8 protein-coding genes and 1 pseudogene are annotated in these 11,898 nt (G+C 73.2%); 4 read left to right on the top strand and 5 right to left on the bottom strand.

The window, feature by feature from the left end; all coding sequences use genetic code 11:
* Nucleotides 1–191: 191 nt before the first annotated feature.
* Both ACFV0O_RS13515 and tdh read right to left on the bottom strand, forming a co-directional pair.
* Complete coding sequence (locus ACFV0O_RS13515; protein ID WP_380340593.1) at nucleotides 192–1,385, bottom strand: glycine C-acetyltransferase; 1,194 nt, start codon at nucleotides 1,383–1,385, stop codon at nucleotides 192–194.
* A gap of 30 nt (nucleotides 1,386–1,415) precedes the next feature.
* A complete protein-coding gene (tdh, locus tag ACFV0O_RS13510) occupies nucleotides 1,416–2,444 on the bottom strand; it encodes an L-threonine 3-dehydrogenase (RefSeq protein WP_360262917.1) in 1,029 nt (342 codons plus the stop codon).
* Nucleotides 2,445–2,957: 513 nt separating this feature from the next.
* Here tdh and ACFV0O_RS13505 point away from each other — a divergent pair.
* On the top strand, nucleotides 2,958–4,346 hold the full coding sequence (locus ACFV0O_RS13505) for a serine hydrolase domain-containing protein (protein WP_380340590.1): 1,389 nt from the start codon (nucleotides 2,958–2,960) through the stop codon (nucleotides 4,344–4,346).
* Nucleotides 4,347–4,471: 125 nt separating this feature from the next.
* Here ACFV0O_RS13505 and ACFV0O_RS13500 read toward each other — a convergent pair whose 3' ends face one another.
* Nucleotides 4,472–5,533: an ATP-dependent DNA ligase gene (locus ACFV0O_RS13500; protein ID WP_380340587.1), complete on the bottom strand. Its 1,062-nt coding sequence runs from the start codon at nucleotides 5,531–5,533 to the stop codon at nucleotides 4,472–4,474.
* A gap of 84 nt (nucleotides 5,534–5,617) precedes the next feature.
* On the opposite strand from ACFV0O_RS13500, the gene ligD reads away from it, so the two are divergent.
* Both ligD and ACFV0O_RS13490 read left to right on the top strand, forming a co-directional pair.
* Nucleotides 5,618–6,625, top strand: a complete 1,008-nt coding sequence (gene ligD / locus ACFV0O_RS13495) for a non-homologous end-joining DNA ligase (RefSeq protein WP_380340584.1) — start codon at nucleotides 5,618–5,620, stop codon at nucleotides 6,623–6,625.
* Between the two features lie 41 nt (nucleotides 6,626–6,666).
* Nucleotides 6,667–7,347 carry a GNAT family N-acetyltransferase gene (locus ACFV0O_RS13490; protein WP_380340581.1) on the top strand — a complete coding sequence of 227 codons (681 nt, stop codon included), beginning with the start codon at nucleotides 6,667–6,669 and terminating at the stop codon, nucleotides 7,345–7,347.
* 18 nt (nucleotides 7,348–7,365) lie between these two features.
* On the opposite strand, the pseudogene ACFV0O_RS13485 reads toward ACFV0O_RS13490, so the two are convergent.
* Both ACFV0O_RS13485 and ACFV0O_RS13480 read right to left on the bottom strand, forming a co-directional pair.
* A pseudogene (locus tag ACFV0O_RS13485) lies at nucleotides 7,366–7,851 on the bottom strand (hypothetical protein).
* A 39-nt stretch (nucleotides 7,852–7,890) separates the two neighbouring features.
* Complete coding sequence (locus tag ACFV0O_RS13480) at nucleotides 7,891–9,090, bottom strand: 8-amino-7-oxononanoate synthase (RefSeq protein WP_380340578.1); 1,200 nt, start codon at nucleotides 9,088–9,090, stop codon at nucleotides 7,891–7,893.
* 171 nt (nucleotides 9,091–9,261) lie between these two features.
* Here ACFV0O_RS13480 and ACFV0O_RS13475 point away from each other — a divergent pair, with 171 nt between their 5' ends.
* The gene (locus ACFV0O_RS13475) at nucleotides 9,262–11,754 is read left to right on the top strand and encodes a DEAD/DEAH box helicase (protein WP_380340607.1); all 2,493 of its coding nucleotides are present in this window, start codon (nucleotides 9,262–9,264) and stop codon (nucleotides 11,752–11,754) included.
* The last annotated feature ends 144 nt before the right edge of the window (nucleotides 11,755–11,898 follow it).

The following is an 11,898-nucleotide window of genomic DNA, read 5'->3' as shown; positions in this document are numbered from 1 at the left end:
CGGGGGGCGCCCGCGCCGCCCCGCGCCCGCCGGGGGTAGCGGGCCCCGCGCGGGGGCCCGGTCGCGCGCGGCGCGCCCCGCGAGCAGTCTGTGCGGGCCCCTGCCGGGCCCGTCCGGACGGGGCACTGCCGAGCCCGTCCGGTGTGGGGCCTCAGCCCCGGGGTGCTACTCGGGGCCTCAGCCCCGGGGTGCTACTCGCCCAGCGCGGTGCGCGCGTCCACGAAGGCCGCGACGGCGCGCTCGACGTCCTCGGTGGAGTGCGCCGCGGACAGCTGCACCCGGATCCGGGCCTGGCCGTGCGGGACCACCGGGTAGGAGAACCCGATCACGTACACGCCGCGCTCCAGCAGCAGTTCGGCGAGCTTGCCGGCCTTCGCGGCGTCGCCGATCATCACCGGGGCGATGGGGTGGTCGCCGGGCAGGATCTCGAACCCGGCCTCGGTCATCTTCGTGCGGAACAGCGCGGTGTTGGCCGCCAGCCGCTCGCGCAGCTCGTTGGACTGCTCGACCAGGTCGAGCACCTTCAGCGAGGCGGCCGCGATCACCGGGGCCAGCGAGTTGGAGAAGAGGTACGGGCGGGAGCGCTGGCGCAGCAGGGCGACGATCTCCCGGCGGGCGGCGACGTAGCCGCCGGAGGCGCCGCCGAGGGCCTTGCCGAGGGTGCCGGTGATGATGTCCACGCGGTCCATCACGCCGTGCAGCTCGGGGGTGCCGCGGCCGCCCGCGCCGACGAAGCCGACGGCGTGCGAGTCGTCGACCATGACCATGGCGTCGTAGCGGTCGGCCAGGTCGCAGATCTCCTGCAGAGGGGCGACGTAGCCGTCCATGGAGAAGACGCCGTCGGTGACGATCAGGCGGCGGCGGGCGTCCTGGGTGTCCTGGAGCTGCTTCTCCAGGTCGGCCATGTCGCGGTTGGCGTAGCGGTGGCGGCGGGCCTTGCTGAGCCGGATGCCGTCGATGATGCTGGCGTGGTTGAGCGCGTCGGAGATGACGGCGTCGTTGGCGTCGAGCAGGGTCTCGAAGACGCCGCCGTTGGCGTCGAAGCAGGAGGAGTAGAGGATCGTGTCCTCCTGGCCGAGGAACGTCGAGAGGCGGTCCTCCAGCTCCTTGTGGACGTCCTGGGTGCCGCAGATGAAGCGGACCGAGGCCATGCCGTAGCCCCAGCGGTCCAGGGCGTCCTTGGCGGCGGCCAGCACCTCGGGGTGGTCGGCCAGGCCGAGGTAGTTGTTGGCGCAGAAGTTCAGCACCTCGCCCGGCTTGCCGCCGCCGGTGACGGTGACCGCGGCGCTCTGCGGGCTCCCGATCACCCGCTCGGGCTTGAACAGGCCGGCCTCGCGGATCTCGTCGAGGGTGGTGGCGATGTCGGCGCGCACGTTGTCGAACACAACAGGCTCCTTTTGCGTCGGCGGGGTGGCTCAGGCGGTCCAGTCGAGGATGATCTTGCCGCAGTTGCCGCTAGCGGCGTCGTCGAAGGCGGCCTCGAAGTCGGTGGCGGGGTAGCGGCCGGTGATCACCGGGCTGAGGTCCAGGCCGCCCTCCAGCAGCACGGACATCGCGTACCAGGTCTCGAACATCTCTCGGCCGTAGATGCCCTTGATGGTGATCATCGAGGTGACGATCCGCGCCCAGTCGACGGCGAAGTCGTCGGCCGGCAGGCCGAGCATGGCGATCTTCCCGCCGTGCGTCATGTTGGCGATCATCGACTGCATCGCCTCGGGGCGGCCGGACATCTCCAGGCCGACGTCGAAGCCCTCCCGCAGGCCGAGCTTCTGCTGGCCCTCCTCGATGGTGTGCTCGGCGACGTTGAGCGCCAGCGTCACGCCGACCTCGCGGGCCAGGTCGAGGCGGTACGGGGAGACGTCGGTGATCATCACGTTGCGGGCACCGGCGTGCTTGGCGACGGCGGCGGCCATGATGCCGATCGGACCGGCGCCGGTGACGAGCACGTCCTCGCCGACGAGCGGGAAGGACAGCGCGGTGTGCACGGCGTTGCCGAAGGGGTCGAAGATCGCGGCCACGTCCAGGTCGACCGGCACCCGGTGCACCCAGACGTTGGAGGCGGGCAGCGCCACGTACTCGGCGAAGGCGCCGTCGCGGTTGACGCCCAGCCCGACGGTGTTGCGGCACAGGTGGCGGCGGCCGGCCAGGCAGTTGCGGCACTTGCCGCAGACCAGGTGGCCCTCGCCGCTGACCAGGTCGCCGATCTCGATGTCCGCGACGCCGGCGCCGAGCTCGGCGACCTCGCCGACGAACTCGTGGCCGAGCACCAGCGGGGTCCTGATGGTCTGCTGGGCCCAGCCGTCCCACTTGCGGATGTGCAGGTCGGTGCCGCAGATGCCGGTCCGGAGCACCTTGATCAGCACCTCGCCGGGGCCGATCTCGGGCTTCGGGACGTCGATCATCCAGAGGCCGGGCTCGGCCTTCTGCTTGACGAGTGCCTTCACGGGCGGCGGCTCCTGACGTGCGGGGGGACGGCCTTCGAGGGTCGGGCAGGCCGGGGTGGCCCGGTGGCCGCTCCTGACGGGCGCACTCCGGACAGGCAGCAATCTGCCTGGTGGGAGGGGGTGCGGTCCATCGAGGAATTCTTAAGGGCGGCCACAGCTGGGCTGAACGATCGTGCCCGAGCGGCGGCCGGCGGCGGGTGCGGCGTGCCGGTGCTCACTCGTTCGGCCGAGCGCGGGGCGGCGGTCACGACACCAACCGAGCGGCACACCGGGGTACTTGACAGCGCCCCGCGGGCCGGGCAGCGGCACCCGGCCGGCGGTGGGCCCGTTCGGATCAGCCGCGGGCCCGTTCGGATCAGCCGCGAGCCGACCCGCGCGCGGCCCGGAGGCGGCGGTGCTTACGGTGACGGCGCTCCCCCTCGGCCCCGTGGAGCGGCGCCCCGGCCCCGCGGAGCGACGGCTCCGGGGCCTCCGCCACGGGGCCGTCCGCCCCAGAGAGGCGCTGTCCACACCATGACCGAGACCCGCCGGCCCCGACCGGCCGCCGCCCGCACGACCGCCGCCGCCCTGGCCCTGACCGGCCTGCTCGCCACCGCGGCCTGCTCCGGTGCCGCGAAGCCCGCCCGGCCGGCCGGCGACCCGGCGGTCGCCGCCGAGCCCGCCGCGCTCAGCCCCTCCCCCACCACCTCGGCGACCGTGTCCCCGGGCGCGGTGGTGCCGCTCACCCCGGCCGTCACCGCGCAGTTGGACTCCACGATCCAGCAGGTGCTGGCCCGCACCGCCGTCCCCGGCATCTCGGTCGGGATTCTCACGCCCGGCGGGACGTACCAGAAGTCCTTCGGCATCGCCGACAAGACCACCGGGGCGGCGATGGACCCGGGGCTGTTCTCCCGGATCGGCAGCGAGACCAAGACCTTCACCGCGACCGCGGTGCTGCGGCTGGTGGACCAGGGCAAGGTCAACCTGGACGCCCCGATCTCCGCGTACGTCGACGGCGTCCCCGGCGGCGACGCGATCACCGTCCGCCAGCTCGGCGAGATGCGCAGCGGCCTGTTCCCGTACAGCTCCGACCCGGACTTCGTGAACGCGCTGATCAGCGACCCGAACCGGGTGTTCACCCCGGACCAGCTGCTCGCCTACGGCTACAAGCACCCCGCGGTCTTCCCGCCCGGCACCCAGTTCCAGTACAACAACAGCAACTACATCATCCTGGGCAAGCTGATCGAACGGGTCGGCGGGCAGACGGCCGGCGCCTTCCTCCAGGACCAGGTGTTCACCCCGGCCGCCCTCAGCCGGACCAGCTTCCCCGTCGACGGGACCATGCCCGACCCGCACGCCCACGGCTACACCGACCAGACGCCCACCGGCGCGATCGAGGACGCCACCAACTGGAACCCGTCCTGGGCCTGGACCGCCGGCGCCGTCATCACCACCCTCGCCGACCTGGAGAGCTGGGCCAGGACCATGGCCACCGGCGCACTGGTCACGCCCGCCACCCAGGCCGAACGCCTGAAGACGCTGCCGACCGGCGACCCCGGCGTGGGCTACGGCTTCGGGCTGTTCGACAACAACGGGTGGATCGGCCACAACGGCTCGATGCCGGGCTACGAGAGCGTGGCGGTGTACCTGCCGCAGGCCCGGAGCACGCTGGTGATGCTGCTCAACACCGATGTGCTGTACCAGGGTTCGGAGCCGTCCTCGGTGTTCGCGAACGAGATCACCAGGATCATCTCGCCGCGGAACGTCTACTCGCTCCCGCCGGCGACGGCCGCGCCGTCGGCACCCGGCTCGGGTTCGTCCTCGGGGTCGGGTTCGCCCTCGCGCTCGACGTCGGGCCCGGCTTCCGGGTCGGGCGCCCCCTCCCTCCCCGCAGGCAACTCCAGCTCCACCGTGCGGGTTTGACCCCCGCACCCCGTCGACGCCGGGGCCCGGACCGATCAGCCGGTCCGGGCCCGGCGTTCGGCCGGACCCTGCGGATCCCCCGCCCCCCTGAGCCCGGTTCCCCGGCTCCCCGGCTCCCCGGCTCCTCAGATCCCCAGCACCCGGGACAGGTCGTACGACACCGGCTCCTCCAACTGCGCGTAGGTGCAGCTCTCCGGGGTGCGGTCCGGCCGCCAGCGGCGGAACTGCGCGGTGTGCCGGAACCGGGTGCCCTCCATGTGGTCGTACGCGACCTCGACCACCCGCTCGGGGCGCAGCGCGATCCACGACAGGTCCTTGCCGCCGGTCCAGCGGCTGACCGCGCCGGGCAGTCGGCCCTCCGCGTGCGCGGCCTCGTCCGCCCAGTCGCCCCAGGGGTGCCGGGAGAGGTCGTCCATCCGCAACGGGGCCAGTTCCTCGGCGAGTTCGCGGCGGCGGGCCATCGAGAAGGCGGCGCAGACGCCGACGTGCTGCAGCCTCCCGTCCGCGTCGTTGATGCCGAGCAGGAGGGAGCCGACCACCGGGCCGCTCTTGTGCTCGCGGTAGCCGGCCACCACGCAGTCGGCGGTGCGCCCGTGCTTGATCTTGAACATGGTCCGCTCCCCCGGCCGGTACGGCTGGTCCAGCGGCTTGGCGACCACCCCGTCCAGCCCGGCGCCCTCGTACTCGGCGAACCAGGTCCGCGCGAGGTCGCGGTCGGTGGCGGCGGGGGCGGTGAACACCGGGTCGGCGGCGTCGGCGAGCGCCGCCTCCAGCGCCGGGCGGCGCGCCGACAGCGGCTCGTCCAGTAGGGAGTCGGTGCCGAGGGCGAGCAGGTCGAAGGCGACGAAGGAGGCCGGGGTCTGCTCGGCGAGCAGCTTCACCCGGCTCGCGGCGGGGTGGATGCGCTCCAGCAGCTCCTCGAAGCGCAGCCGCCCGTCCCGGGCGATCACCACCTCGCCGTCCAGCACGCAGCGCGGCGGCAACTCACGCTTGAAGGCCTCCACCAGTTCGGGGAAGTACCTGGTCAGTGGCTTGCCGGTGCGGCTGCCGAGCTCCACCTCGGCGCCGTCGCGGAACACGATGGCGCGGAAGCCGTCCCACTTGGCCTCGTACTGCATCCCGGGCGGGATGTCGGCCACCGATTTCGCGAGCATCGGGGCCACCGGCGGCATCACGGGCAGGTCCATGCGTCCGATCCTCGCCCGGTTCTCCCCCGGGCGCGCGCCGGACTCCGGGGGCGCGCGGAGCCCCGCGCGCTTAGCGTGAGGGGCATGGGCTCAGCCGTGGAACTGGAAGTCGCCGGGCGCACCGTCCGGCTGTCGAACCCTGACAAGGTGTACTACCCGGAGCGCGGCTTCACCAAGCTGGACGTCGCGCAGTACTACCTGGCCGTCGCCGACGGCGTCCTGCGCGGCCTGCGCGACCGCCCCACCACGCTGCAGCGCTTCCCGGACGGCGTCGACGGCGAGTTCTTCTACCAGAAGCGCGCGCCCAAGGGCCTGCCGGACTGGCTGCCCACCGCCCGGATCGAGTTCCCCAGCGGCCGCTCCGCCGACGAGATCTGCCCCACCGAGCCCGCCGCCGTGCTCTGGGCCGCCAACCTCGGCTGCCTCACCTTCCACCCCTGGCCGGTGCGGCGCGCCGACACCGACCACGTGGACGAGCTGCGCATCGACCTCGACCCGCAGCCCGGCACCGACTTCCACGACGCCGTCCGCGCCGCCCACGAACTGCGCGCCCTGCTGGAGGAGCACGGGCTGCGCGGGTGGCCCAAGTCCTCCGGCGGGCGCGGCCTGCACGTGTACGTGCCGCTGGTGCCCGAGTGGACCTTCACCGACGGCCGGCACGCGGTGATCGCCCTCGGCCGGGTGCTGGAGCAGCGGATGCCCGGCAAGGTCACCACCGCCTGGTGGAAGGAGGAGCGCGGCGAACGGATCTTCGTCGACTACAACCAGATGGCCCGCGACCGCACCATCGCCTCCGCCTACTCCCTGCGCGCCCGCCCCCGCGCCACCGCCTCCGCCCCGCTGCGCTGGGACGAGCTCGACGACGCCTCCCCCGAGGACTTCGACCTGCGCACCGTCCCCGCCCGGTTCGCCGAACTCGGCGACCTCAACGCGGAGATGGACGGCCAGGCCTTCCGTCTGGAGGCCCTGCTGGAGCTCTACGACAAGCAGCTCCACGACGAGGGCCTCGGCGAACTCCCCTACCCGCCCGACCACCCCAAGGCCGCGGGCGAACCCACCCGGGTCCAGCCGAGCCGCGCCCGCAGGAAGTAGCCGCGGCATAGGCTGGCGCTCTCGACGAACGGGGGGACCGGATGGACGTGCGGGGACTGGACGGGAAGGGACTGGACGGGCGGGGACTGGCCGAGATCCTGGCGGACGCGGCGGGCGGGGTGTTCCCGCCGCCGGACGGATCGGTGACGGTACTCCCGCAGCCGTCCCCGCGCGAGGCCGGGGTGATCTCCTTCGCCGCCCACGCGGTCGTCTTCACCGACCAGGACCCGGCGTGGGTGCACGACACACTCGCCGCCGACCCGGGCGACCCGCTCTCCGCGCCGCTCTGCCCGCCCTTCCTGACCGCCCTCGCGGCGCGTACCGGCCGGGTGGTCAACAACATCGACCTGCTGTCGGCCGCCGACGCCCTGCCGGGAGAACCGCCGCTGCCGCTCGCCGAGGAACACGACCGCGAGCACCCCCGGGTGGTCCGCGCCCTGCGCTACCGCGATGACGTCCGGGTGTTCACGGCCGACGGCGGCGTCCTGGTCCTCGGCCATGGCGTGGCCGGCCGCTGGGAGTGCGCCGTCGAGGTCGACCCGCACGCCCAGGGCCGCGGCCTCGGCCGCGCCCTCGCCACCGCCGCCCGCCACCTGCTCCCGGAGGGCGGCACCGTCTGGGCCCAGCAGGCCCCCGGCAACGCCCCCAGCGTCCGCGCCTTCCAGGCCGCGGGCTACCGCCCGGTCGGCGCGGAGGCCCTGCTGGTCACGGGCCGACCGTAGGGCCCGCCGGGGCGGCGCTCAGCCGTCCCGCCCGGTCCACAGCACCCGGACCCGGTCGGCCTCGACGTCGTACCCGAGGAACGGCGTCCGGGTGTCGCCCTCGAAGTACATCGGCACCGACTTGCCCAGTCGTCACCCGATCGCGGCCAGGAACCCCCACAGCACGTCGATCCGTTCCTGGCCCTGCAGCTCCCACAGCGAGACGTCGAAGTCGATCTGCTCGTCCGCGAGGAATCGGAAGATCGCGCACACGTCGGCGACCGGCCACACGCGCAGGCTCGGGCACTCCGCGTCGGCCGGGCGCGCCAGCACCGTCCCGGCCGACGGCAGCGGCAGGACGGTGCTCCCCTCGGCGTACTCGTACGACCAGCCGTGCTCCACGACGAGGTCGAGCACGGCCTGCCAGTCCGCCGCCGTGGTGTCGGGGACGTAGACGTCCGGGAGCGTTCCCCCGTCCGAAGGGTCGAGCAGCCACGCGACGTCCTCCCACAGCAGATCCGGCATGCCGCCATCCTGCCCGCCGACGCGCGCCCCGCCGAACGGTTATCCGCGCCGGGCGCCCGCGGGGGCCAGTTCGGCGATGATCCGGACCGCGTCGGCGATCTGCCCGTCGGTCAGGTCGCCCCGGGCGGTCAGGCGCAGCCGGGAGATGCCGTCCGGGACGGACGGGGGGCGGAAGCAGCCGACGGCGAGGCCGGCTCGGCGGCAGTCGGCGGCCCAGGCGACGGCGGCCTCGGGGCCGGGGGCGCGGACGGAGACCACGGCGGCGTCCGGTTCGCAGGCGTGCAGTCCGGCGGCGGTGAGCTGCCGGGCGAGGGTGCGGGCGACCTCGCGGGCGCGTTCGGCACGGGCGGGTTCGGCGCGCAGCAGGCGCAGGGCGGCGAGGGCGGCGCCGGCGGCGGCCGGGGCGAGGCCGGTGTCGAAGATGAAGGTGCGGGCGGTCTCGGTGAGGTGGCGGATCACCCGGGCGGGGCCGAGGACGGCGCCGCCCTGGGAGCCGAGGGACTTGGAGAGGGTCACGGTGGCGACGGTGTCGGGCCGCCCGGCGAGGCCGGCGGCCGCGAGGGCGCCGGTGCCGCCGGGGCCGAGGACGCCCAGGCCGTGGGCGTCGTCGACGAGCAGGGCGGCGCCGTTCGCGCGGACGGCTTCGGACAGGGCGGGCAGCGGGGCGGCGTCGCCGTCCACCGAGAAGACCGAGTCGGTGACGACCAGTGCCCGCCGTTGTGCCCGCGCGGCGAGGACCTCGGCCACGGACGCCGGGTCGCTGTGCGGGGCGCGGTGGACGTCGGCGCGGGAGAGCCGACAGCCGTCGATCAGCGAGGCGTGGTTGTAGGCGTCGGACACGATGAGGGTGTCCGGGTCGGTGAGCGCGGTGAGCGCGGCGAGGTTGGCGGTGTACCCGGAGGAGAACACCAGTGCCGCCTCGGCTCCGCAGAACTCGGCGAGTTCCTGTTCGAGTTCGGTGTGCAGCGCGGTCGTGCCGGTGACCAGCCGTGAGCCGGTGGAGCCGCCGCCCCACCGCAGTGCCGCGTCGGCCGCGGCCCGGGTCACCACCGGGTGCCTGGTGAGCCCCAGGTAGTCGTTCCCGGCGAGGTCGAGCACCGGGTCCTCGGCCGGCCGGCTGCGCAGGGTCCGGGTCAGTCCGGCGTCGGCGCGCAGCGCGGCGGCCTCGTCGAGCCAGTCGAAGACGGTCTCGGGGGCGAGGACGGTGGAATGCGGGTCGGACGCGAGGGGCTGGCTCATGTCCCGCACTGTGGCACGTCGTCGGAAGTGGGATCAATGTGCCACTCAGCACATGATCGGCGCGGGCCCCTGGCCGGTCACCACAACGGAGTCGCCGTGTCCCACCGGCCCCGGGCTTTGCCGGGGGTGGCGGCGAACAGGCAAGATAGCCGGGTGACCCTCCTTGATCTGATGCCGAAGCCCGCCACTCCCGACGCGCTGTATGAGACGTTCGCAGCCTGGGCGGAGGAGCGGGGGATCACGCTGTACCCGGCGCAGGAGGAGGCGCTGATCGAGCTGGTCTCGGGGAACAACGTGATCCTGGCGACGCCGACCGGCTCGGGCAAGAGCCTGGTGGCGGCGGGCGCGCACTTCGCGGCCCTGGCGGAGGGGAAGCGGACGTTCTACACGGCGCCGATCAAGGCGCTGGTGTCGGAGAAGTTCTTCGACCTGGTGAAGATGTTCGGCACCGAGCAGGTCGGCATGATGACCGGCGACGCGAGCGTGAACCCGACCGCGCCGATCATCTGCTGCACGGCCGAGGTGCTCGCCCAGATCGCGCTGCGCGACGGCACCCGGGCGGACATCGGCCAGGTCGTCATGGACGAGTTCCACTTCTACGCCGAGCCGGACCGCGGCTGGGCCTGGCAGATCCCGCTGCTGGAGCTGCCGCAGGCGCAGTTCCTGCTGATGTCGGCGACGCTGGGCGACGTCCGCCGCTTCGAGGAGGACCTGACCCGCCGGACGGGCCGTCCGACCACGGTGGTCCGCAACGCGACCCGCCCGGTGCCGCTGTTCTACGAGTACCGCCGCACCACGATGCACGACACCCTGGAGGAGCTGCTGCAGACCGGCCAGGCGCCGGTCTACGTCGTGCACTTCACCCAGAAGGAGGCGGTGGAGCGGGCGCAGTCGCTGATGAGCATCAACATGTGCTCGAAGGCGGAGAAGGAGGCCATCGCCGACCTGATCGGCGGCTTCCGTTTCACCACCAAGTTCGGCCGCAACCTGTCGCGTTACGTGCGCCACGGCATCGGCGTGCACCACGCGGGCATGCTGCCGAAGTACCGCCGGCTGGTCGAACGCCTCGCCCAGGCGGGCCTGTTGAAGGTGATCTGCGGGACGGACACGCTCGGCGTCGGCGTCAACGTGCCGATCCGCACGGTGCTGTTCACCGCCCTGTCCAAGTACGACGGACAGCGCGTACGCATCCTGCGGGCCCGCGAGTTCCACCAGATCGCCGGGCGGGCCGGGCGGGCCGGCTTCGACACCGTCGGCCAGGTGGTGGCGCAGGCGCCGGAGCACGTGATCGAGAACGACAAGGCGATCGCCAAGGCCGGGGACGATCCGAAGAAGAAGCGCAAGGTGGTGCGCAAGAAGGCCCCGGAGGGCTTCGTCGGCTGGACCGAGGAGACCTTCGACAAGCTGATCGGCGCCGATCCGGAGCCGCTGGTGTCCCGGTTCAAGGTGAGCCACGCGATGCTGCTGTCGGTGATCGGCCGCCCGGGCAACGCGTTCGAGGCGATGCGCAAGCTGCTCACCGACAACCACGAGGACCGGGCCGCGCAGCGCCGGCACATCCGCACCACGATCGCCATCTACCGTTCGCTGCTGGAGGGCGGCGTGGTGGAGCGGCTGCCGGAGCCGGACGCCGAGGGCCGGATCGTGCGGCTCACCCTGGACCTCCAGGAGAACTTCGCGCTCAACCAGCCGCTGTCGACCTTCGCGCTGGCCGCCTTCGAACTCCTCGACCCGACCTCGCCCTCGTACGCGATGGACGTGATCTCCGTCGTCGAGGCGACGCTCGACGACCCGCGCCAGATCCTCGCCGCGCAGCAGAACAAGGCGCGCGGCGAGGCCGTCGGCGAGATGAAGCGGGACGGCATCGAGTACGAGGAGCGGATGGAGCGGCTCCAGGACATCACGTACCCGAAGCCGCTGGAGGAGCTGCTCACCCACGCCTACGAGGTGTACCGCCGGGCGCACCCGTGGATCGGCGACCACCAGCTGCAGCCGAAGTCGGTGGTCCGCGACCTGTACGAGCGGGCGATGACCTTCTCGGACTACGTCGGCTTCTACGAGCTGGCGCGCACCGAGGGCATCGTGCTGCGCTACCTGGCGGGCGCGTTCAAGGCGCTGGAGCAGACCGTCCCCGAGGACGTGAAGACCGACGACCTGAAGGACGTCATCGCATGGCTGGGCGAGCTGGTCCGCCAGGTCGACTCCAGCCTGCTGGACGAGTGGGAGCAGCTGGCCAACCCGACCGAGCCGCAGGCCGCCGAGGTGCGGCTGGACGACAAGCCGGCGCCGGTCACGGCGAACGCGCGCGCCTTCCGGGTGCTGGTCCGCAACGAGATGTTCCGCCGGGTCGAGCTGTGCGCGCTGGAGCACTACGAGGAACTGGCCGACCTGGACGGCGAGTACGGCTGGGACGCGGACCGCTGGGCGGACGCCATGGACGGGTACTGGGAGGAGTACGACGACCTCGGCACCGGCCCGAACGCGCGCGGCCCGAAGATGCTGATCATCGAGGAGGAGGACTCCGCCTGGCGGGTCCGGCAGATCTTCGACGACCCGGAGGGCGACCACGACTGGGGCATCAGCGCCGAGGTCGACCTGTTCGGCTCGGACGAGGAGGGCCGGGCGGTGCTGCGGGTGACCGCGGTGGACCGGCTCGGCGGCTGACGGCTGACGGCTCGCAGAACGCCCGAGGGGGCCCGGAGCACCGGGCCCCCCCGGGGGTGGGGGGCCCCCCGCGGGGGGGGGCGGCCCTCCCCCGGAGCCGGCCCGGCCCCGGCACGGGCATATAGACAAAATAACCGGGCCCCG

The sequence above is a fragment of the Kitasatospora sp. NPDC059577 genome, from assembly GCF_042735475.1.
In the GTDB taxonomy this organism is placed as follows: Bacteria; Actinomycetota; Actinomycetes; order Streptomycetales; family Streptomycetaceae; genus Kitasatospora.
The sequence above is the reverse complement of the archived record's forward strand: the minus strand, read 5'-3'. Positions and strand labels throughout refer to the sequence as shown.

Excerpts from the sequence above, each read along its gene's own strand:
- ACFV0O_RS13505 (WP_380340590.1), top strand. The coding sequence starts at position 2,958 with ATGACCGAGACCCGCCGGCCCCGACCGGCCGCCGCCCGCACGACCGCC.
- ACFV0O_RS13500 (WP_380340587.1), bottom strand. The coding sequence starts at position 5,533 with ATGGACCTGCCCGTGATGCCGCCGGTGGCCCCGATGCTCGCGAAATCG.
- ligD (WP_380340584.1), top strand. The coding sequence starts at position 5,618 with ATGGGCTCAGCCGTGGAACTGGAAGTCGCCGGGCGCACCGTCCGGCTG.
- ACFV0O_RS13490 (WP_380340581.1), top strand. The coding sequence starts at position 6,667 with ATGGACGTGCGGGGACTGGACGGGAAGGGACTGGACGGGCGGGGACTG.
- ACFV0O_RS13480 (WP_380340578.1), bottom strand. The coding sequence starts at position 9,090 with ATGAGCCAGCCCCTCGCGTCCGACCCGCATTCCACCGTCCTCGCCCCC.
- ACFV0O_RS13475 (WP_380340607.1), top strand. The coding sequence starts at position 9,262 with ATGCCGAAGCCCGCCACTCCCGACGCGCTGTATGAGACGTTCGCAGCC.